13 protein-coding genes and 1 pseudogene are annotated in these 21391 nt (G+C 72.1%); 5 read left to right on the top strand and 9 right to left on the bottom strand.

Annotated elements, in window-relative coordinates; translation table 11 throughout:
• The first annotated feature begins 16 nt into the window (after positions 1 to 16).
• Positions 17 to 1156: an allantoicase gene (gene alc, locus ACGF8B_RS20315; protein WP_392740267.1), complete on the top strand. Its 1140-nt coding sequence runs from the start codon at positions 17 to 19 to the stop codon at positions 1154 to 1156.
• Between the two features lie 151 nt (positions 1157 to 1307).
• Here alc and pepN (ACGF8B_RS20310) read toward each other — a convergent pair whose 3' ends face one another.
• A complete protein-coding gene (gene pepN / locus ACGF8B_RS20310) occupies positions 1308 to 3884 on the bottom strand; it encodes an aminopeptidase N (protein ID WP_392740265.1) in 2577 nt (858 codons plus the stop codon).
• Positions 3885 to 3983: 99 nt separating this feature from the next.
• On the opposite strand from pepN (ACGF8B_RS20310), the gene ACGF8B_RS20305 reads away from it, so the two are divergent.
• Positions 3984 to 4208 carry a ribbon-helix-helix domain-containing protein gene (locus ACGF8B_RS20305; protein WP_392740262.1) on the top strand — a complete coding sequence of 75 codons (225 nt, stop codon included), beginning with the start codon at positions 3984 to 3986 and terminating at the stop codon, positions 4206 to 4208.
• A complete protein-coding gene (locus tag ACGF8B_RS20300) occupies positions 4201 to 4548 on the top strand; it encodes a type II toxin-antitoxin system PemK/MazF family toxin (RefSeq protein ID WP_392740260.1) in 348 nt (115 codons plus the stop codon). The genes ACGF8B_RS20305 and ACGF8B_RS20300 overlap by 8 nt, the downstream gene beginning before the upstream one ends.
• Before the next feature lie 70 nt (positions 4549 to 4618).
• Here ACGF8B_RS20300 and ACGF8B_RS20295 read toward each other — a convergent pair whose 3' ends face one another.
• From ACGF8B_RS20295 to pepN (ACGF8B_RS20280), 4 genes are all read right to left on the bottom strand, one after another.
• Positions 4619 to 5647 (bottom strand): aspartate-semialdehyde dehydrogenase, encoded by a 1029-nt coding sequence (locus ACGF8B_RS20295; protein WP_392740258.1) that lies wholly within the window; start codon positions 5645 to 5647, stop codon positions 4619 to 4621.
• A gap of 190 nt (positions 5648 to 5837) precedes the next feature.
• Positions 5838 to 9152 carry a S8 family serine peptidase gene (locus ACGF8B_RS20290; protein WP_392740256.1) on the bottom strand — a complete coding sequence of 1105 codons (3315 nt, stop codon included), beginning with the start codon at positions 9150 to 9152 and terminating at the stop codon, positions 5838 to 5840.
• Between the two features lie 329 nt (positions 9153 to 9481).
• Positions 9482 to 10567 (bottom strand): hypothetical protein, encoded by a 1086-nt coding sequence (locus ACGF8B_RS20285; protein ID WP_392740253.1) that lies wholly within the window; start codon positions 10565 to 10567, stop codon positions 9482 to 9484.
• 331 nt (positions 10568 to 10898) lie between these two features.
• The gene (pepN, locus tag ACGF8B_RS20280; protein ID WP_392740251.1) at positions 10899 to 13520 is read right to left on the bottom strand and encodes an aminopeptidase N; all 2622 of its coding nucleotides are present in this window, start codon (positions 13518 to 13520) and stop codon (positions 10899 to 10901) included.
• Between the two features lie 132 nt (positions 13521 to 13652).
• Here pepN (ACGF8B_RS20280) and ACGF8B_RS20275 point away from each other — a divergent pair, with 132 nt between their 5' ends.
• Entirely contained in the window at positions 13653 to 14303 is a 651-nt protein-coding gene (locus ACGF8B_RS20275; RefSeq protein WP_392740249.1) for a DsbA family protein, read from the top strand.
• Here the strand turns inward: ACGF8B_RS20275 and ACGF8B_RS20270 are convergent.
• On the bottom strand, positions 14266 to 14874 hold the full coding sequence (locus tag ACGF8B_RS20270; protein WP_392740247.1) for an NUDIX hydrolase: 609 nt from the start codon (positions 14872 to 14874) through the stop codon (positions 14266 to 14268). The two genes, ACGF8B_RS20275 and ACGF8B_RS20270, sit on opposite strands and share 38 nt — an antisense overlap.
• 179 nt (positions 14875 to 15053) lie before the next feature.
• Here ACGF8B_RS20270 and ACGF8B_RS20265 point away from each other — a divergent pair.
• Positions 15054 to 15745, top strand: a pseudogene (locus ACGF8B_RS20265) (ArsR/SmtB family transcription factor); the annotation flags it as partial.
• Positions 15746 to 15803: 58 nt separating this feature from the next.
• Here the strand turns inward: ACGF8B_RS20265 and ACGF8B_RS20260 are convergent.
• The 3 genes from ACGF8B_RS20260 to ACGF8B_RS20250 form a co-directional block, all read right to left on the bottom strand.
• A complete protein-coding gene (locus tag ACGF8B_RS20260) occupies positions 15804 to 19397 on the bottom strand; it encodes a hypothetical protein (RefSeq protein ID WP_392740244.1) in 3594 nt (1197 codons plus the stop codon).
• Positions 19398 to 19993: 596 nt separating this feature from the next.
• Positions 19994 to 20647, bottom strand: coding sequence for a TOPRIM nucleotidyl transferase/hydrolase domain-containing protein (locus ACGF8B_RS20255; RefSeq protein WP_392740241.1), 654 nt, complete (start codon positions 20645 to 20647; stop codon positions 19994 to 19996).
• 132 nt (positions 20648 to 20779) lie between these two features.
• On the bottom strand, positions 20780 to 21247 hold the full coding sequence (locus ACGF8B_RS20250) for a tectonin domain-containing protein (RefSeq protein ID WP_392740238.1): 468 nt from the start codon (positions 21245 to 21247) through the stop codon (positions 20780 to 20782).
• Positions 21248 to 21391: the final 144 nt, after the last annotated feature.

Below are 21391 nucleotides of genomic sequence, written 5' to 3'. Positions count from 1 at the left end.
CCGTGACAGTAGGCGCATGACCTTCGACCAGAATGAGAACCACCACGAGGACCCCCACGCCAACGACGCGGCCCCGTACAGCGGCGGTGACCCGTACGCCGACTACCGGACCACCGGCCTCCCCTTCACCGAGCTCGTCGACCTCGCCGACCGCCGCCTCGGCGCGGGCGTGATCGCCGCCAACGACGAGTTCTTCGCCCAGCGCGAGAATCTCCTGCTCCGGGAGCGCGCGGTCTTCGACCCCGAGCACTTCGGACACAAGGGCAAGATCATGGACGGCTGGGAGACCCGCCGCCGGCGCGGCGCGGACGCGGAGCACCCGTTTCCGGCCCCCGACGAGCACGACTGGGCGCTGATCCGCCTCGGCGCGCCCGGCATCATCCGCGGCATCGTCGTCGACACCGCCCACTTCCGCGGCAACTACCCGCAGCGCGTCTCGGTCCAGGCCACCTCGGTCGAGGGCTCGCCCGGCCCCGCCGAACTCCTCGCCGACGACGTGAAGTGGGAGGAGATCGTCCCGCCGACCCCCGTACGCGGCCACGCCGCCAACGGCTTCGAGATCACCGGCGGCCGCCGCTACACCCACGTACGCCTGTGCCAGCACCCCGACGGCGGCATCGCCCGCCTCCGCGTCCACGGCGAGGTCCTCCCCGACCCGTCCTGGCTCGCCACGCTCGGCACGTTCGACCTGATCTCGGTCCTGAACGGCGGCAGCTACGAGGACGCCTCCGACCGCTTCTACTCCTCGCCGACCCAGATCATCCTGCCCGGCACCTCCCGCAAGATGGACGACGGCTGGGAGAACCGCCGCCGCCGGGTCCGCGACACGAACGACTGGGTGCGTTTCCGTCTGCCCGCCCAGGGCGCGGTCCGCGCGATCGAGATCGACACGGCCTACCTCAAGGGAAATTCGGCCGGCTGGATCGCCCTCCAGGGCCGCAACGGCGAGAGAGGCGAATGGTTCGAGATTATCCCCCGCACCCGGCTCCAGCCCGACACCCCGCACCGCTTCCCGCTCCGCGCCCAGGCGATCGTCACCCATGTCCGCCTCGACGCCTTCCCGGACGGCGGCGTCGCCCGCATGCGCCTGCACGGCAGCCTGACGGAATCCGGCGCGACCGAACTCGCCCGCCGCTACGAGGAGTCGGGCGCCTAACCGGCCCCCGGGCGCCCCTGCTCCCGCCCGTCGGACGGCTGCGCGACGGCGCCCGTCCGACGGGCGGTATCCAGCACCACGCGGCCCGGAGCACGAAGAAGGGGCGCCCCCGTCACGGGAGGCGCCCCTCACTGCTTCACCGTCCGGCGCGTTACGCCGTCGCCGCCGCCGCGTCGGCCGTGCGGGCCTTCAGCGCGCGTTCCACGCCCGCGCGGGACTCCGACACCAGGCGGCGCAGGGCCGCGCCCGGCTCCGCCGTGGCGAACCAGGCGTCCGTGGCGTCCAGGGTGGCCTGCGAGACCTGGAGGGCCGGGTAGAGGCCGATCGCGACCTGCTGGGCCATCTCGTGGCTGCGCGAGTCCCAGACGTCCTTGACCGTGGCGAAGAACTTCTCCGCGTAAGGGGCCAGCAGTTCGCGCTGGTCGGTCTGGACGAAGCCGATGATGACCGCCTCCTGGAGGGAGTTCGGCAGCTTGTCGGACTCGACGACCGAGGCCCACGCCTCCGCCTTCGCCTCCTCGGTGGGGCGTGCCGCGCGGGCGGTCGCCGCGTGGCGCTCGCCCGCCGCCGTCTTGTCACGCTCGTACTCGCCGGCGATCTCGTCCTCTTCGAGGAGACCGGCCGCGGCGAGCCGCTCGACGAACGCCCAGCGCAGCTCGGTGTCGACGGCCAGACCCTCGATGGTCTCCCGGCCGTCGAGCAGCGACTGGAGCAGGTCCGTCTGCTGCGGGGTGCGGGCCGTCGCCGCGAAGGCGCGGGCCCAGGCCAGCTGGTGGTCGCTGCCCGGCTCCGCCGCGCGCAGGTGCGCGAGCGTGGCCTCGGTCCACCGGGTCAGCCCGGCCTCCCGCCACTCCGGCGCCGCGTACAGGTCCAGCGCCAGCTTGACCTGGCGGTGCAGCGACTGGACGACGCCGATGTCCGACTCCTTGCCGATGCCGGAGAGCACCAGGGCCAGGTAGTCGCGGGTGGCCAGCTCGCCGTCGCGGGTCATGTCCCAGGCGGAGGCCCAGCACAGGGCGCGGGGGAGGGACTCGGTGAAGTCGCCGAGGTGCTCGGTGACGACCCGCAGCGACTCCTCGTCGAGCCGGACCTTCGCGTACGAGAGGTCGTCGTCGTTGAGCAGGATCACCGCGGGACGGGCGGTGCCGGCCGGGAACGGCACGGTCGTGCGCGCCCCGTCGACGTCCAGCTCGATCCGGTCCGTACGGACCAGCTTGCCGGAGCCGTCGAGTTCGTAGCAGCCGATGGCGATGCGGTGCGGCCGCAGCGTTGGCTCGCCCTTCGCGCCGGCCGGGAGGGCCGGGGCCTCCTGGAGCACGGTGAACGACGTGACGTGGCCGTTCTCGTCCGTGGTGATCTCCGGGCGCAGGATGTTGATGCCCGCCGTCTCCAGCCATGCCTTCGACCAGGCCTTCAGGTCGCGGCCGGAGGTCTCCTCCAGCGCGCCCAGCAGGTCGGACAGCCGGGTGTTGCCGAACGCGTGCGCCTTGAAGTACGCCTGGACGCCCTTGAAGAACTCGTCCATGCCGACGTACGCCACCAGCTGCTTCAGGACCGAGGCGCCCTTGGCGTAGGTGATCCCGTCGAAGTTGACCAGCACGTCGTCCAGGTCACGGATGTCCGCCATGATCGGGTGTGTGGAGGGCAGCTGGTCCTGGCGGTACGCCCACGTCTTCATGGAGTTGGCGAACGTGGTCCAGGAGTGCGGCCACTTCGACCCCTCGGCGTACGCCTGGCAGGCGATCGAGGTGTACGTGGCGAACGACTCGTTCAGCCAGAGGTCGTTCCACCACTCCATGGTGACCAGGTCGCCGAACCACATGTGGGCCAGCTCGTGGAGGATGGTCTCGGCCCGCGTCTCGTACGCGGCGTCCGTGACCTTCGAACGGAACACGTACTGGTCGCGGATGGTGACCGCGCCCGCGTTCTCCATCGCGCCGGCGTTGAACTCCGGGACGAAGAGCTGGTCGTACTTGGCGAACGGGTAGTCGTAGTCGAACTTCTCCTGGAACCAGTCGAAGCCCTGCCGGGTGACGTCGAAGATCGCGTCCGCGTCGAGGAACTCGGCCAGCGACGGACGGCAGTAGATGCCGAGCGGGACGGACCGGCCGTCCTTCTCGTAGCTGCTGTGCACCGAGTGGTACGGGCCGACGATCAGGGCCGTGATGTACGACGAGATGCGCGGCGTCGGCTCGAAGGACCAGACGTTGTTCTTCGGCTCGGGCGTCGGAGAGTTCGAGATGACCGTCCAGCCCTCGGGAGCCGTCACGGTGAACCGGAACGTCGCCTTCAGGTCCGGCTGCTCGAAGCTCGCGAAGACCCGGCGGGCGTCCGGCACCTCGAACTGGGTGTAGAGGTACGCCTGCTGGTCGACCGGGTCGACGAAGCGGTGCAGGCCCTCGCCCGTGTTGGTGTACGCGCAGTCGGCGACGACCCTCAGCTCGTTGGAGCCCGCGACCAGGTGCGGCAGCGCGATGCGCGAGTCGCGGAACACGGCCGCGACGTCCAGCGACCTGCCGTTCAGCTCGACCTCGTGCACGGCCGGGGCGACCAGGTCGATGAAGGTCTCCGCACCGGCTTCGGCGGAGTCGAAGCGCACGGTGGTCACGGACCGGTAGGTGCCGCCCTCCTGCGCTCCGGAGAGGTCGAGATCGATCTCGTACGCGTCCACGGTCAGCAGGCGCGCCCGCTCCTGTGCCTCTTCGCGGGTCAGATTCGTGCCAGGCACGCGGTCATCTCCTTGGTATGTGACGTTTCCGGTCATCCTTCCACGTCGTGCACCGGAGTGGGGTGGCTACGGGTTGGCTACTGCGGTAGCATCGAGGGTATGAAGATCAGTGTGAGTCTTCCGCAGGAGGATGTCGCCTTCGTCGACGAGTACGCCGTGAAGACCGAGGCCGATTCCCGGTCCGCGGTGATTCACGCCGCGATCGAGCTGTTGCGTGCCGCCGGCCTGGAGGCGGAGTACACGGAGGCGTTCGAGGAGTGGGACGCGAGCGAGGACGCCGAGCTCTGGGACCGCACGGTCGGGGACGGAATCGCCGATGCGTAGGGGAGACATCCACCTGGTCGATCTGGAGCCGGCCAGAGGCAGCGAGGCCAACAAGGTCAGGCCGGCCGTGATCGTGTCCAACAACGCCGCCAACCAGTCGGTCGAGCTCAATGGCAGAGGCGTCGTCACCGTCGTGCCCCTGACGTCGAACACCACCCGTGTTCTCACGTTCCAGGTCCTTCTCCGAGCCGACGAATGTCGTCTGCCGAAGGATTCGAAGGTCCAGTGCGAGCAGGTCCGGGCAGTCACCCCGGACCGCGTCCTGAAGCGGGTCGGCACCGTCCCCCGCCAGCGTCTGGCCGAGATCGACGCCGCCCTGCGACGCCACCTCGCCCTCTGACGCACACCGAGGACATGCGAAAGGGCGGCCACCGCACCCGGTGGCCGCCCTTTCCCGTGTCCGTCCGGCGTCAGCCGTTCAGCTCCGCCGCGACCAGCTCCGCGATCTGCACCGCGTTCAGCGCCGCGCCCTTGCGCAGGTTGTCGCCGGAGACGAAGAGCGCGAGGCCGTTCTCCACGGTCTCGTCGGCCCGGATCCGGCCGACGAACGAGACGTCCTTGCCGGCCGCCTGGAGCGGGGTGGGGATCTCGGAGACCTCGACGCCCGGCGCGTCCTTCAGCAGCTCGTAGGCGCGCTCGACGCCGATCGGACGGGCGAAACGGGCGTTGATCTGGAGCGAGTGGCCGGTGAAGACCGGCACCCGGACGCAGGTGCCGGACACCTTCAGCTCCGGGATCTCCAGGATCTTGCGGGACTCGTTGCGGAGCTTCTGCTCCTCGTCGGTCTCGAAGGAGCCGTCGTCCACGATCGCCCCGGCCAGCGGCAGCACGTTGAAGGCGATCGGACGCTTGTAGACGCCCGGCTCGGGGAACTCGACGGCCCCGCCGTCGTGGGTGAGCCGGTCGGCCTCGGCGACGACCTTGGCCGCCTGGCCGTGCAGCTCGGCGACACCGGCCAGCCCGGAGCCGGACACCGCCTGGTAGCTGGCGACGACCAGTGCGTCGAGCCCGGCCTCGTCGTGCAGCGGGCGCAGCACGGGCATGGCGGCCATCGTGGTGCAGTTCGGATTGGCGATGATGCCCTTGGGCCGGTCGGCGATCGCGTGCGGGTTGACCTCGGATACGACGAGGGGGACCTCGGGGTCCTTGCGCCAGGCGGAGGAGTTGTCGATCACGACGGCACCCTGCGAGGCGACCTTCTCGGCGAGCGCCTTCGACGTGGCGCCACCGGCCGAGAACAGCACGATGTCCAGCCCGGTGTAGTCGGCCGTCGAGGCGTCCTCGACGGTGATCTCCCGGCCTTCCCACTCGATCGTCGAGCCCGCGGACCGCGCGGAGGCGAACAGCCGCAGTTCGTCGGCCGGGAACTTCCGCTCGGCCAGGATGCTGCGCATGACTGTGCCGACCTGACCGGTGGCGCCGACGATTCCGACCTTCACGGGGACTCCTTCGAACGTTCGAACTGAGACGGTTGCCGCTCCATGATGCGTATGTCCACGGCTTTCTTGTCCAATCCATTGTCCGGGGTACGGACAGTGCCCGCCCGGCCGGGCACACGGCAGTGGGGCGGGAGCTCTGCCGAGCGCCCGCCCCACCGTCGTGCCTGTCGTACGGATCACATGGTGACCGTTACTTCGTGACCCTCTCGATCACGACGCTGCCGGTACCGGCCGGGGATCCCTTGCCGTTCACCAGGTGGACCTCGCCGAAGAACTGCCGGCCCTCGGGGGCCGCGGAGGCGACCGAGACCTCGGCACCGATCTGCGCCGAGGCGCCGTTGGCCAGGTTCACGGCCTTCGACTCGTCGACCTTGATCGTGCCGAGCGACGGTGTGTAGTACACGTCGCGGTAGTCGTACGTGGTGGTGCCGGCCGGGACGTCGTAGCCGTCGATCACGACGGTGTACGTGCCGGCGGCCGGCTTCGCCAGGCTGACGGCCTCCTCGGAGCCCGCCGTGGTGGACTTGCCGACCTCGGTGTCACCCCGGTAGACGTACAGGTCCAGGTCCGCGTTGGCGTCCGCCGTGCCGCCGATGTTGACGTCCAGCTTCTCGACGCCCTCACCGATGGTGACGGTGTACTCCTGGGTGTCACCCGTCTTGATCGACGGCTTGTCGACCTTGGCCGAGCCCAGCGAGCCGCCCTTGAGCCTGCCCTCCAGCGGGCCGGCGTTGTTGGTGACCTTCCAGTTCACCGAGGCGGGGGTGCCGATCTTCGCCTCGGCGATGGTCTGCACCGCCGGGTCGAAGGTGGCGCCGAGCAGCGAGACATCCAGCTTGTACGGGTTGTCCAGCAGCGGCGACGTGCGCCGTGCCTCGACCTCGATCTCCCAGACGCCCGGCTGCGGGTCCTTGTACGAGCGCACGTCCGGACGGCAGGTGTTGGCCGGGTTCTCGTAGTTCGGGTAGCAGAACGGCGTTCCGCTGTCCTCCATCTGCACCCCGTACGGGTGGAGGGAGATGAAGCGGGTCTGGCTGCCCGAGCGCAGCGCGCTCATCGCGACCTCAAGGGTCTTGGCGCCCTCCGGCACGGTCACGAAGTACGACGTGGTGCCGTTGCGCTGCACCGAGCCGGACGCCTTGAACGCGTAGCCGGGCTTCACCAGCTTCGTGGAGACGACCACCGTGGTGAGGATCTGCTGGTCCACACCGGCGGTCCTGCTGTCGTCCACCTTCAGGATCGCGCTGTGCACGCCCGCGCTGCCCGGCTTCGCCTGGACCTTGACGGTGACCGGCTTGCCCAGCGGCAGCGAGACGGTGCTCGGGCCGGTCAGCTTGAAGGTGCCGTCGTTGTTCTTCCACGACAGCTTGTGCTTGACGGCCTTGTCCGGACCCGTGGTGCGGGTGATCGTGACGTCGTACGACTTCTTCTGGCCGGCCTTCAGGCCGCCCTCACGGTCGTACAGGCCGGTTCCGAAGCCGGGGGTCTTCAGCGCGAAGTCGATCGCGGTGTCGACCGGGGCCTTCACCGAGTACTCGTGCGCCGGGGTGCCCTGCTTCTCGATCTGCTTCCAGGCGCCGACGATGTCGATCAGACCGGAACCCTGGGCGTGCGCGGGCACACCCTTGATGTGGGTGGCGGTGCTGGTCAGCGCGGAGCGCAGGTCGGCCGGGGGCAGCTCGATGTGCTTCTGCTTCGCGGCGGACAGCAGCAGCGCGGTGGCGCCCGCGGCCTGCGGCGAGGCCATCGAGGTGCCCTGCAGCATGGAGTAGCCGGCCGGGAGCGAGTAGCCCGACTCCTTGACCGGGCCGCCGGGCAGCCAGGTCTGGGTGGTGTTGATGGACGCGCCCGGAGCGGTCAGGATCGGCGCGAAGCCGCCGTCCTCACGCGGACCGCGCGAGGAGAAGGGCAGCATGTCGTACTTCTTGGTGACGTTGGAGCCGTAGTTGGCGGCCCAGGTCTCCTTGGAGATCGACGCGCCGACGGAGATCACGTGGTCGGCGAGGCCGGGGTCACCGATGGTGTTGACGCCCGGACCGTCGTTGCCGGCCGAGATGACCAGCTGGACGCCGTAGATGTCGACGAGCCGCTTGTAGAGCTCGGCGCGGGCGTTGTTGCCGTCGTTGAGCGGCGGCAGGCCGCCGATCGACATGTTGACGACATCGACACCGCGGTTCACGACGAGGTCGATCATGCCCTCGGTGAGCGCGATGTTGGTGCAGCCGCCGTCCCAGGTGCAGGCACGCGAGGAGACGATCTTCGCGCCCGGCGCGGCACCGTTCATCTTGCCGCCGAACAGGCCGTTCGCGGCGGTGATGCCCGCGACGTGGGTGCCGTGCTCGCTCTCGATGACACCGATGTTGACGAAGTCGGAGGTGTCGCCGGCCGCGTTGTAGACGACGTCCTTGCGGGTCTCGACGACGAACGGGATGCGCTCGACGACATCGGTCCGCGGGTCGTCCTTGCCGAAGTAGGAGACCTGGTGCTTCTCCTTGTACGGCTTGAGCACGGCGTCGTCGGAGAAGTCCGCGTTGTTGTTCAGGTCGACACGGGTGGTGCCGGTGACCGGGTCGTAGAGCACCGCCCACACGTCGGTGGTGTCACCGTCGCGGTTCAGGTCGCCCGCCATGTCGCCGCCCTTGGTGGCGGACTCGGCGAACAGCTTGATCCGGTAGTCGCCCTCGGGCGCCTTGTACGTGCTGCCCTTGTACGTGAACGTCGGGCCGGACACGGCGTCCGTCATCCGCAGCCAGGTGCCGTCGCCGTCGCTGACCGGGTCGGTCGCGGTCACCCAGTCGACGATCTTGCGGGCACCGGTGGTGGTCTTCTGCAGCGCCGGGTGACCGAGGTCGACACCCGAGTCGAGAACACCGATGGTCACCCCGCGGCCGTCGGCCTTCGGATGCTGCTGGACGAAGTCGACCGCGCCCGTCTCGAACGACGGGTTGTACGGGTTCTTCGCCGGGGTCTTCTTGCCGGGCGCCGGGTAGGAGCCGGTCGACCTGGTGCTGACCTTGGCGCCGGTCGCCCGGTCCGCGGTCGGCGTCGGGTCGTCCAGCTTGATCTCCTGCTTGAGATCGATGCCGTGGACGGACGGCAGCTTGGCGGCCGCCTTGATGGTCGCCTCGGCGGTCGCGGTGGGCACGGTGGCCCGTACGTAGCCGAGCTTGTCGTACGCGCGTCCCAGCACGGAGCCCTTGACGGCGTCCAGCTGCTTGGCGACCTGCTCGGTCGCACCGGGAGCGGTGGCGACCATCATCGTGACGTTCTTCTCGCCCTTGGCCTTGGCCTTGGCCAGAAGTTGCTCGTCGTTGGTGCCGAGCTTGTTCGCCGTGGCGTCCCCGGCGGCGGCCGACTTGACGGGCGCGGTGTCGGGGGCGTCGGCGGCGAAGACGGGGGCGACACCGGTGGCGGCCAGCGCGGCCACCAGACCGGCGGCAGCCGCGACTCGGGCCGCGCGTCTCGCCCCGGGTATGGAACTGGGGGATTCGGAGGTCATCAGCATCCCTGGATATGAAAGAGAGAGTCCGGAATTCGGTACCGGATGACCGCTCACCCTTTCGTAAATGACAGGGGTTTGTGGAGAGTTGAAGGGGGCGAGATGAGGACATGGCAGAATCCCGCCACCGTTACCGATGCGCCATCAGGGACGAAGTGGTGGATAAGTGGCGCCTGTGACCCGCTCCGCCGTTCTCCGCGGTCCTGCTTTCGCAGTTCCGCATGCGCAACTCCCTCTCCGTGACTTCGTCTCCGCGGTCCGTCCCGGTGGTTTCCGGCCTGGTGGCTCCGCTCGGAGGCCCCGTCCGGACGGGCGGGATCACCACAGGGCGTCGCTCAACGCGGCAGGACCGTCACCTGCGCGGCCGGTTCGCGGTCGGCGGCCGCCATCAGCGCCGTACGCACCACGACCGCCTGCTGCTCGCCCGCGTCGCGGAGCTTTCCCGGCGTGAGGTGGACGACGGTGATGCCCAGCCGCTCCAGGTGCTCCCGCCGGGCGGCGTACGCGGACCACCGGGCCTCGTGCTCCTCCCGGTACCGGCCGTTCCCGGGCCCGCCGCGCCGCGGCGCCCTGGTGTCCAGCTCCACGGCGACCGCCTGCTCGGGCCAGTAGGCGTCCACCCCGCCGAGCAGGGGGCCGCCGGGCAGCCGCAGCTCCACGTTCCACAACGGCTCAGGCAGCTCGTACGTCCGCACCAGGTCGTAGAGCCGGCCCTCGGCCAGCGCCCGGCCCTCGGCGAGGAAGGAGTCGACGGCCGCCACCACCTGGGGTCGCCCCAGCAGCTTGGCGCGGCTCAACTCCCGTACCACCACGGCCGGTTCGCAGTGCCCGCCGCGCACCGCCTCGATGAGCAGCCCGCGTACGGCCAGTGGGTCCCCGAGTCCGGCGATCGCATCCGCTAGTGCCCGCTCCACGGGAGCCACGGGCAGGCCGCGCAACTGCTCGGCGCGGGGCGTTCCGGCGGCGCGCACCAGGCGTACGTACCCGACCGGGCGCAGCCGCCGGGTGCGCGGCACCAGCACGTCGACGGCGTCCGCCGGTGCGGGCGGCGGGGCGGCGGTGAACCCGTGCAGGGCGAGCGCGGCGAGCCCGGTGATCATGGCCGCGCCGTACCCCGACCCCGGGTCCGCCTCCCGGCCCGGCTGCGCCGGTACGCTCCGCCGGCCGGAGGCCGGTGGCCGGCCGGCGTAGAGCAGGGCGGCGCGCAGCCGTTCCTCGCCGGTGGGCGGCTTTGGGTGCAGTACGTACACACCGGGCAGCGGCTGCTGCCACGGCCCGCCGTCCCCGCAGCGCGCGGCGGCCTCCGCGACGGACACCCCCCGCGTCTTCAACTGCGCTGCGGACAGCACGCGTTGGCTGAGATCGGCGGTGCTGCGGGGGTGGCAGGGGGAGGCCGCGGAGGGCGGGGTGTTCTTGGTCATGTTCCGGGGTATCCCGCACGACGTGGCGGCGCTAACCCCTGTTACACGCTCGTCGACAATTCAGGACAACGCCGTCCTAAAGTGCGCGCGTTCGACGACCGAAAAGGCCCGGCCCGCCCCCCTTACGACCGCGCGGGCCGGAGCGCGGGCCGGGGCGCGGGCCGGTGCGGCGCGCTGCGGGACCAGTGCGGCGCGGGCCGGGGCGATACGGGCAGGGACAGTGCTGGGCAGGGGCGACGGGCCAGGACGGTGCCGGGCCGGGGCGATACGGGCCGGTGCGGTGCCGGGCCGGACAAGCCGACCCCGCACCGCCCCTGCCCACTCCGCGTCCTCAGAGCCCGGCCGCCGCCCCGGCCTCCGCCGCGCCCGTGTCGCACGCCTGCGCCCGCAGCGCCCGCGCCAGGTCGTCCCGGGCTTCGAGCACCAGCCTGCGCAGCGCCGGCGCCGCGTCCGCGTGGGCGGACAGCCATTCGTCCGTGGCGGCCAGCGTCGCCGGGTCGTCCTGAAGGGCCGGGAACAGGCCCTTGACCACGATCACCCCGATCTGGATCGACCGCTCGGCCCAGACCCGCTCGATCGCGTCGAAGTACTTGCCCGTGTACGGCGCCAGCAGCTCCCGCTGCGAGGACTGGGCGAAGCCCGCGATCGTCGCCTCGACGAGCGCGTTGGACAGCGCGTCCGACTCCACGACGCCCGCCCACGCCTGCGCCTTGACCGCGGCGGAGGGCCGCGAGGCCAGGCACCGCACCTGGTGCCGCTTGCCGGACGCCGTGTCGTCGCGGGCCAGTTCGGCGTCGATGACCGACTCGTCGGCCACTCCGTGCGAGGCCAGCGGGGACAGGAACGCCCACCGCAGCTCCTGGTCGACGTCGAGCCCGTCGATCCGGGCCGAGCCGTCCAGCAGCCCCGACAGCAGCCGGAAGTCCGCCTCCGCATCGGCGACCGACGCGAAGAACCGCGCCCACGCCAACTGGTGCTCGCTGCCCGGCTCGGCGACCCGCAGCTCCCGCAGCGCGCCCTCGGCCAGCGCTCGGCCGCCCTCCTCGCGCCACCCGGGCGCCGCGTACTGGGTGAGCGCGGTCCGGGTCCAGGCGTGCAGCATCTGGAGCACGCCGATGTCGGACTCCCGGCCGGCGAAGGCCAGCACCAGGGAGGCGAAGTCGCGGGCCGGCATCAGGCCGTCCCGGGTCATGTTCCACAGCGCGGACCAGCACAGCGCCCGTGCCAGGGGGTCGGTCATGTCGCCGAGGTGCGCCCGCAGCGTGGCCAGCGACGCCTCGTCGAAACGGACCTTGCAGTACGTGAGGTCGTCGTCGTTGACCAGGATCAGCTCGGGCCGCTCGGCCCCCGCCAGCTCCGTGACCACCGTGCGCGGCCCGGCCACGTCGACCTCGGCGCGGGCGTAGCGCACCAGGTCGCCGTCGGCGGCGCGCCGGTACAGGCCGACCGCGACCCGGTGCGGCCGAAGCTCCGGGTGCGACTCGGCCGCCTCCTGGAGGACCGCCAGCTCCGTGATCCGGTCCGCCGCGTCGTACGTCACCACCGGGGTCAGCGAGTTGACGCCCGCGGTCTGCAGCCACGACCGCGACCAGGCGGCCATGTCCCGCCCCGAGGTCTCGGTCAGCACCGACAGCAGATCGCCCAGCTGTGTGTTGCCGTAGGCGTGCTTCTTGAAGTAGCGCCGCGCGCCCTCCAGGAACGCCTCCCGCCCCACGTACGCCACCAGCTGCTTCAGCACCGAGGCGCCCTTGGCGTACGTGATGCCGTCGAAGTTCAGCTTGGCGTCCTCCAGGTCACGGATGTCGGCCGTGATCGGGTGGGTGGACGGCAGCTGGTCGGCGCGGTACGCCCAGGACTTGCGGTTGTTGGCGAAGGTGACCCAGCCGTCCTTGAAACGGGTCGACTCGACCATGGCGAAGGCGCCCATGAAGTCGGCGAACGACTCCTTCAGCCACAGGTCGTCCCACCACTGCATGGTGACGAGGTCCCCGAACCACATGTGCGCCATCTCGTGCAGGATGACGTTGGCCCGGCTCTCGTACGCCGCCCGCGTCACCTTGCCGCGGAAGATGTACTCCTCGCGGAACGTGACACAGCCCGGGTTCTCCATCGCGCCGAGGTTGTACTCGGGCACGAACGCCTGGTCGTACTTCCCGAACGGGTACGGGTAGTCGAAGTTGTCGTGGAAGAAGTCCAGGCCCTGCTTGGTGATCAGGAAGATGTCGTCCGCGTCGAAGTGCCGGGCGAGGCCCTTGCGGCACATCGCGCCGAGCGGGATCTCCAGCGTCGTGCCGTCCTCGAAGGTGCGGCTGTAGGAGTCCGTCACGTAGTGGTACGGACCGGCGACGACCGCCGTGATGTACGTGGAGATCGGCTTCGTCTCGGCGAACCGCCGGACCTCGCCGTCCCGGGACTCCTCGGCCCCGTTGCTCCGGACCGTCCAGCCCTCGGGCGCCGTCACCTGGAAGCGGAAGGGGGCCTTCAGGTCGGGCTGCTCGAAGTTCGCGAAGACGCGACGCGAGTCGGCCGGCTCGTACTGCGTGTAGAGGTAGACCTCGCCGTCCTCCGGGTCCACGAACCGGTGCATGCCCTCGCCGGTCCGGCTGTACGCGCACTGCGCGTCGACCACCAGGACGTTCTCGCCCTCCGGCAGCTCGTCCAGCGCCACCCGGGTGCCGTCGAAGACGGTGGCGGGGTCGAGCGGCCGTCCGTTCAGCGTCACCGCGTTCACGGCAGGCGCCACCAGATCCGCGAAGGTCGACGCCCCCGCCCGCGCGTTGCGGAAGCGGATCGTGGTCACCGAGCGGAAGGTCCGCGGGCCGGAGGCGGTGTCCCCGTCCCCGTCGGGCCCGCCGACGGCGGACCGCAGATCGAGATCGATCTCGTAGCCGTCGACGCTGAGCAGCTCGGCCCGCTCGCGGGCCTCGTCGCGGGACAGGTTCTCACCGGGCACGGGCACACTCCTTTGTGTCACGTTCGAATACTTTGATCCTCCCATGCCGCCACTCGGCCCGGCGTACGGGAATGGCGGGTGCCTCCAAGAACGTTCTGCGCACAGACGCGATCGCCCTTACGAGGAGAGACGATGCCCGACAACAGCACGGCGACGACCGGGAAGACCCCTGTCGACTTCTGGTTCGACCCGCTCTGCCCCTGGGCGTGGATGACCTCCCGCTGGATGCTGGAGGTGGAGAAGGTCCGCGATGTCGAGGTCCGCTGGCACGTGATGAGCCTGTCCGTCCTCAACGAGGACAGGCTCGACGAGCTGCCCGAGGAGTACCGGGAGCTGCTGGAGAAGGGCTGGGGCCCGGTCCGCGTCGTCGTCGCCGCCCAGCAGAAGCACGGCGACGAGGTCGTCGGCCCGCTCTACACCGCGCTCGGCACCCGTTTCCACAACCGGGGCGAGGGCGCCACGCGCGAGGCGGTCGTGGCCGCGCTCCAGGACGTCGGCCTGCCGGTCGAGCTGGCGGACTTCGCGGACTCCGACGCGTACGACACCGAGCTGCGCGCCTCCCACAAGGAGGGCATCGACAAGGTCGGCCAGGACGTCGGCACCCCGGTCATCGCCGTCCCGGGCGCGGACGGCGAGCAGATCGCCTTCTTCGGTCCGGTCGTCACCCCCGCCCCGAAGGGCGAGGAAGCGGCGAAGCTGTGGGACGGCACGCTGCTGGTCGCGTCGATCCCCGGCTTCTACGAGATCAAGCGGACCCGGACCCAGGGCCCGATCTTCGACTGACCCGTACGGGGCGGTGCGGTGCCGGGCGGCCGTCCGGCACCGCACCGTGCTCGTCCTTGTCCACGTCTTTGTCCTCGACGATGTCGAAATCGCCCAGATGCAGCGGGGCTCGCGGACCGGGTTCCTGCCTCCCGAGCAGGGGCGGCAGGAGATCGCCCATCCCCTTCGGCCAGACCGTCTCCCGGGTGGTCGCCAGCTCGTCCACCGTCCACCACCGATGGCCGTAGCGGGCCTCGTCGGTCTCCACCCGCATCGCCGCCACCTCGGCGGCGGTCACGTGGACCACGCGGTACTCCTCGTACTGGTCGAAGCCCTGGCCGTCCACGCCGAACAACGTCCGCCGCGTCCACACCACCGGCCCCAGCCGGTCGGCCGGCAGGCTCAGTGCGGTCTCCTCCCGTACCTCGCGCAACGCGGTCCGCACGCAGTCCTCGCCGTCCTCGACCCCGCCGCCGACGGTGAACCACCACCGGGCGCCTTCCCGCCTCGGGTCCCTGCCGCACAACAGCAGCAGTCGTTCATGCCCGTCGATCAGCAGCACCCGCGACGTCCACCGCTTCCGAAGTCCCATGGACCGCAAGGCTATCCGCCGCCTCCGTGGAGCCCGCGGCCCGGCGACCGGCCGCGGTCAGGGCCAGGGTGACCGTGATCGAGGCCGCCGCCATCACGGTCATCGCCGTCGCGGGGGACGTCCACTGGGCGACGGTGCCGGCCAGCGCCGCCGCGACGCCCTGCATGGTGAGCATCCCGGCCCCCGTCCGGGCGACCACCCCCGAGCGCGCCCGGGCGGACCTGACGGTGGCGCTCGGCGGCGGCCCCCTCCCGCCGCTCCTGGACCGCGACGACCTGGCCCGGCGGGCCGCCGACGTCCTGCACTGGGTCTGGCTGCGCACCGTCCTGCCGGACTGGCCGCGCCGCCGCCGGATCATCGAGGCGGACATCGTCGCGCGGACCGGACAGCTGAGCCAGGGCGGCTGGGCGGCCGCCCTGGGCGGCCTGTGCCCCGGAATGCGATGGCTGGGCGGGAGCCGGCTCCGGATCAACGCGCACGACTATCCCCCGAAGCAACTCTCGGGCGTACGGCTGCTGTTCGTCCCGGTCACCCAGCGCTCCGGCTGGGCCTCCTGGGACGACGCGGCCGAGCGCTACGCACTCGTCTACCCCTGTTCGGGCACCCTCGCCGACGCGGACGGGCCCGGGTCCCGGACAGCCTGTCCCGCCTCCTCGGCCCGGGGCGGGCATCGGTCCTGGTCCTCCTCTCCAGCCCGAAGAGCACCACCCAACTGGCCGCCCTGACCGACCAGGCCCTCGGCTCGGTCGGCCGTCACCTCAAGATCCTCCTGGACGCGGGCCTGGCGGGTCGCCGCCGAGCAGGCCGCTCCGTCCTCTACTTCCGGACGGAGGCGGGGGACGTACTGGTGGGGGCCCAGGGGGGAGGGTGAGGGGACGCGGGGCCACTCCGCACCCGGCGAACGTATGGGACCGCAGCCCCGTCGGGTGTCACTCCTCGAACCCGACGGCTCCGCGGGCGGGTCGTCCGGTCCCGGCCGTGTCCAGCAGCGCGGCCACCGGTGACATCGGCTCCCACTCGGGCGCGTGCCCGGTCAGGCGCTCGGCGACGCGGGCCCAGGCCGCCCCGTCCGTGCCGAGCCGGGAGCGTACGAGCTCCGCGAGGCCGGCCCGGGCGGCGGCGGCCTCGGGCGGGGCGTCCGTGCGGCGGGCGGTTCCGCTCAGGTAGGCGAGGATCCGGGCGGCCGGGGCCGCCGACCACAACAGGTCCGCGCCGCTCAGCAGGCCCGCCGCGAGCAGGCCGTCCAGCTGGGTGGCCGGTGCGCAGTGGAACGGGCCGCCGAGCCCGTACCGGGCCCGCTCCCGGGTCAGCCGCACGCTCCCGGACAGGCCGTCGGGTCCCGGCTCGGGCAGCAGCGCCGCGTGCCGCAGCCGGACCTCCTCCGGCACCTCGTCCAGGCGGACCACGTCGGACCAGTACGCGAACGGGTCCTCGGCGTGGGCGGCTTCGAGGGCCGCCCAGTCCACGGCCTCGCCCGGCGGCAGCGACTCGACGACGTCGCGCGCGAACGCGGCGTGCCGGGCGCGCCGCAGCTTCGCGACGAGCTTGCCCGGTGCCAGTTCGCGGTCGAGCCGGGCGCGGAGCACGCCGGCGGGGCCCGCGGCGGCCAGCGCCTTCGCGCACACGGTGGCGACGGCCCGCCCCAGCAGGTCCGAGCCCGCGACACGGGCCAGCCGGTCGGCGCCACCGTGCTCCAGCAGCCGCAGACAGCCGAGGAGTTGATGGGCGACGTCGAGCTTCGTGCCTTCCTTGGCGAGCAGCTCCTCGACGAGGTCGGGTTCGGCGGAACAGAGCCACATCAGGCCCCCGGCAGGGCGGGCGGAGCCGCGGGCGCGCCAGTCGGCCAGCACCCGGCCGCCCAGCGACGTGCTCCCCGCGACCGGCCGTGAGCGGGTCACGATCCGGTGGACGGTGCGCCGGGGGCTCCCCTGCCGCAGCAGAGCGAGGTCCACGTCGGGGTCGTCGAGGTCGACGAGGCGTTCCACCGATCCGCTCCGCCCCATCCAGCGGGCCTGCTCGGCGAGGACGCGCAGCGCGTCGCGGTCGCGTCCGGCGAGCAGCCGGTCGAAGGCCCGGCGCGGCGTGCGGTCGTACCGCAGCAGATACGCGGCCAGGAGCCAGGGCCCGTCGGGGCCGAGCCGGGGCAGCACGGCATCGACGACCTCGGCGTCCGCCAGACAGAGCAGGGTGCCCTCCGGCCATGTCCACAGGTGGTTGCCGCGCTCCAGGAGCTTGATCGCCTCGTCGGGTGTGCCCGGTCCGGGCTTCGGTACGAGCGGCCCGCCGCCCCTCGCCGGGACGGCTCCACCCGGCCGCGACTGCGCGCGCCGCAGCAGCTCCGCCCAGGTCAGCCCCTCCGCGGCGGCTTCGGACTCCGTCACCGTCGCGGCCAGACGGAGCCACGCGTCGGGGTCGGTGCCGAGCTCGGCGCGCAGCCGTCGGGCGAGCGCGGACCGCCAGGCCTCCGCGAAGGCCAGCCGCCGCCAGTCGTGCGGCAGCGCGAGCAGCCGGTGCGCGGGCAGCAGGGCGATCAGTTCGTCTGCGGGCAACACGCCCTGTCGGTAGGCGTGTTCGGTGAGCTGCGCGCCCGATCCGTGCGTCGCCGGGAGCTCGGCGCGCAGCTCGGCGAGGCTGGGCGCGGCGTACGCGAAGCCGTCCTCGGACGCGGGGATGCCCTCGGCGGCGCAGGCGTCGGCGAACCAGCCCGGGGTGGTGAGGCCGGGCGCGTCGCTCCAGTCGTACACGGTCAGCGCGCGCAGGAGTTCCGGAGCGGCGGGCCGTGGCGCGGCGGCGGGGCCGAGGGAGTACAGCAGGTCGAGGGCGGCCAGGGCGTGGACCCGGTCCACTCGGTTCAGGGGTGCCCGGGGCGGCGGCACCGCGGCCGGTGGGGCAGGGACGGCGGCCTCCTCGGCGGGGGCCGCTCCCGCCCCGGCGATCAACTCCGCTACCGTGCCGGGGTGTTCGGGCAGCAGGGTGTCGAGCGCCGCCCAGGCGTCCGGTCGTTCGCCCAGGTGGGCCCCGGCCAGTGCGTGCAGTTCGGTGGCGGTCGCCCCGCCGAGCAGGTTCCGTTCGGCGAGCCGGGCGAGCGCGGCCATGGCGTGGACGGCGGGCCGCGCGGTGCGTACCAGCTCGACGGGGTCGAGGAGGCCCGCACCCGCCATGCCCTCCGCCCAGCGGGTCGCGCTGTCGTCGAGCGCCTCCTCGGCCAGGCGTCGCGCGGGTGGTGTGCTGTTGCCCGCGCGGCGTCCGCCGGCCCGCCACGGCTCGTTGAGGACGCTCAGCCGGAACGCCAGGCGCTGCGTGTCGTCCGCCGCCTCGTGGCGGGCCAGCTCCTCGCAGGCCCTGGGCATGAACGGGGCCGCGGCGTGGGTCGCGGCCAGGGCGTCGAGATCGTGTGCGTACGGCTCGGCCAGCAGATCGCGCAGGGTGCTGGTGCCCCGCGCGGTGGCCAGCAGCGCGGGCAGCCGGGCCGGGTCCTCGTACGGCTCGCCCTGCGCCCGCAGCCGGCGCAGGGCGGCGCCTCCCCTGTCGCGTCCCCTGTCGCCGTCCCTGTCGTCGTCCGTGCCGGACAGGGCCCCGGTCACCGCGGTCACGACGGCCCGGCTCAGCCAGGCGGTCGCGGCAGGGTCGGCGAGCAGGGCGCGTACGGCGTCCGGGCCGCCGCGCTCCCAGATCCGCACCAGCGCGTACTGCTGCGCGACCTGACGGAACCCGACCGGCAGCGCGAGGACCACGAGCCTCGGGTCGCCGGAACCGAGCAGCGGCGCCAGCCAGGAGTGCGGCACATCGCCGTGCGGTGCCGTCAGCTCGTCGAGCAGCGCGCCGTCGAGAGGGACGGTGGCGGTCCGGTGCGCGATGGTACGGCGCAGGGACGCGGTGGTGCGCGGGTTGCGGTAGACGGCGGCCGAGACCCGGGCGTCACCGATCGCGGCCAGCCGGGCGAGCACCCGGGTGTCGAGCCGGGGATGGCGGGCCAGCGCGGCGCGGGAACGGCGGTCGCCGTGGTCGAGCACGGCGGCGACGAGGGCGGGCGCGGGCGGTGCCCCACCGGCGAGCAGGTCCGTCGTCGCCCGCTCGGGCAGCGCGGCCAGGGCCGCGGCGGCATCGCACGGCTCGGCGTGCTCCAGGAGCAGACCGAGTGTGGTGTGGACGCTGCGGGGTGCGGGCGCACGGAGCGTGTCGCCGGGCTCCAGGGGCGTCGGCTGCTCGGCGAGCAGCGCGGGCAGGCCGCCCCGGTACCCGGGAAGCGCGTCGTACAGGCCGCGCCACCGGCCCACGTCGGAGCCGAGGTGGCGCCCGGCCAACTCCCGCAGCAGCGCGGCCGCTTGCCCATCGGCCCCGCCGGCCGCGGCGACCTTCGCCGCCACCGTACGCGCGGGCCGCCCCCGCTCCACCGCCCGCAGAGCGGCGCCCTCTTCCTCCTGGCCCGTACCGTCCGCACCCCGGGCAACGTCGAGAATGCCGCGCAGCGTCCGTCCCGCCGCTCCGACCTGCGCCTCTGCCATGAATGCCGTGAACGCCATGGCCGTCATGCTAAGGGCTGTCCCGCAATTCCTGGCGGGCGTGCGACGACAGCTACGGCACCTCGCCGCGTTGTCGGAACATCCACATACATCCAGTATGTGGACGTCCCTCCGCCTTGCGATGCACCGCATCCGACGCCGCACGCTGTTCCACCAGGAATTGCGGGACAGCCCTTGGGGCCTCCCGTTCGGGTCGGCCGGGCTCGTGTGCCCCGGTGCCGCGCCCCGCCCCGCCGCGTTGTCGTCGGTCGCCGACGCGCCTTCCCCCGGGCTCCCGGCTCCGCTCGAACAGGGGAGACCCCGCTGGTTCCCTCCTCCGCCTTGCGACGCACGACACCGGACCCCGCTCCCCGATCCGGCACGACCCGATCCGGCTCGATCCGGCCCGATCCAAACGGAAGACCCCGGATCCGGTGGCCGATGCCCGACCGGCCGGGCTGCGGCCCGACACGCCGGAAGCGACCGTGGCAGCCACAGGACCGCGGCGACCCCGGCCACGGGCAGGACCCGCACGGGGAGCCGGACTCGTTGAACACGGCGGCCCCGCCCGCAAGGTGCGGGCCTTCGGGGGCCGACGCCACCCGGGGACGGATGCGCTAGACGTCCGCGAGGAGGCGTTCCAGGGGCCGGGGCACGTGCTTGAGGTCCAGGTGGCCGATCAGCGCCTGCGCGTAGAGCGCCTTGCGGCCGCTGTGTGTGCCCATGAACCGCCGCAGTTGGTGTTCCACGGGGCGTTCCCGTTGTGCCGGCTGGCCCTGGAACGTGAGGAACGGACGGATCTCGCCCTGGGCCTCGATCACCTGCCGTACCTCGTCGGCACCGAGGGCGCGGATCAGCTCGTCCTCCAGATCGGCGACGCACACCTGGAAACCGAGGGCCTCCAGTCCGGCACGGGTGAGGCCGGAGCCGAGCCCGACCCGCTCCAGGTGGCGCCGGAAGTGCCGCTCCTCGCCGATGTCGCAGAGTCCCGCCAGCGGGAGGCCGAGCCCCGGCGGGCCGCACACGTTCAGGAAGCGCCCGATGCTCGTCGCGCCGCCGAGCGGTACGACCGCGACGCCCTCCGCGCCGAGGTCGCGGCAGTGGCGCGTGGCCAGTGCCTCGATCGCGACCTGGTCGCTGCCCCCCTCGACGAGCACGACCGTACGCACACCACCGGCCAGTTCCCGCGCTTCCACGGCTGCCGCGTCCGCCCCCGCCCCGCCGGCCGCCCATGCGACCACTGCCTGACCAAATCGCCTCAACTCATCCACGGGACCTCGCTTTCCGAGGCCATCCTGCACGGCGGGGATCCCGTACGCATACACGTTTCCCCGACAGCGTCCGCCGCCAGGAAGAGTGGGCCCACGCGGTGTGCGTGGCCCCACTCCCCTCGATGGCCGGGATCAGCTCGGCTGGTCTCCGGTGTAGCGGTAGATGCCGCCTGCTGAGTTGACGTGCCATACGGTGCCGTCGGCCGCCGCGCCGATGTCGACGGCGTTACCGGGGATGCCTACCCATGGGTTGGAGTCGTGGCCGGTGTAGCGGTAGATCTGGCCGAGGGAGTTCACGCCCCAGACGTGGGTCCTGGAGCCGACGGAGATGCGGGTCAGGCCGCCCGGGACGGAGACCCAGTCGGTGGAGCCCTGGTCTCCGGTGTAGCGGTAGATGCCGCCTGCTGAGTTGACGTGCCATACGGTGCCGTCGGCCGCTACGCCGATGTCGACGGCCTTGCCGGGGATGCCTACCCACGGGTTGGAGTCGTGGCCGGTGTAGCGGTAGATCTGGCCCAGGGAGTTCACGCCCCAGACGTGAGTCCTGGACCCGACCGAGATCGAAGTGAGACCACCGGAGACGTTCTTCCAGTCAGCCATTTTCCTGTCCCCTTACCTCGAACCTTGCGAGGGGAATTTTGCTGCTCGGAGAGATCACCCAAACGGCCTGATATGCCGATTGGCTACAGAGACAAACCAAAAATCGCCGTTTGACTCCCTTCGCCCCTCTGCCTGCCGGGGATG

The sequence above is a fragment of the Streptomyces sp. NPDC047917 genome, assembly GCF_043204345.1.
Taxonomy (GTDB): domain Bacteria; phylum Actinomycetota; class Actinomycetes; order Streptomycetales; family Streptomycetaceae; genus Streptomyces; species Streptomyces sanglieri.
This window is presented reverse-complemented; position numbering and strand designations above follow the sequence as displayed.

What these genes read in the sequence shown, in the direction of transcription:
- alc (WP_392740267.1), top strand. Translation starts at nt 17, where the DNA reads ATGACCTTCGACCAGAATGAGAACCACCACGAGGACCCCCACGCCAAC.
- ACGF8B_RS20305 (WP_392740262.1), top strand. Translation starts at nt 3,984, where the DNA reads ATGAAGATCAGTGTGAGTCTTCCGCAGGAGGATGTCGCCTTCGTCGAC.
- ACGF8B_RS20300 (WP_392740260.1), top strand. Translation starts at nt 4,201, where the DNA reads ATGCGTAGGGGAGACATCCACCTGGTCGATCTGGAGCCGGCCAGAGGC.
- ACGF8B_RS20290 (WP_392740256.1), bottom strand. Translation starts at nt 9,152, where the DNA reads ATGCTGATGACCTCCGAATCCCCCAGTTCCATACCCGGGGCGAGACGC.
- ACGF8B_RS20285 (WP_392740253.1), bottom strand. Translation starts at nt 10,567, where the DNA reads ATGACCAAGAACACCCCGCCCTCCGCGGCCTCCCCCTGCCACCCCCGC.
- ACGF8B_RS20275 (WP_392740249.1), top strand. Translation starts at nt 13,653, where the DNA reads ATGCCCGACAACAGCACGGCGACGACCGGGAAGACCCCTGTCGACTTC.
- ACGF8B_RS20270 (WP_392740247.1), bottom strand. Translation starts at nt 14,874, where the DNA reads ATGGGACTTCGGAAGCGGTGGACGTCGCGGGTGCTGCTGATCGACGGG.
- ACGF8B_RS20260 (WP_392740244.1), bottom strand. Translation starts at nt 19,397, where the DNA reads ATGGCGTTCACGGCATTCATGGCAGAGGCGCAGGTCGGAGCGGCGGGA.
- ACGF8B_RS20250 (WP_392740238.1), bottom strand. Translation starts at nt 21,247, where the DNA reads ATGGCTGACTGGAAGAACGTCTCCGGTGGTCTCACTTCGATCTCGGTC.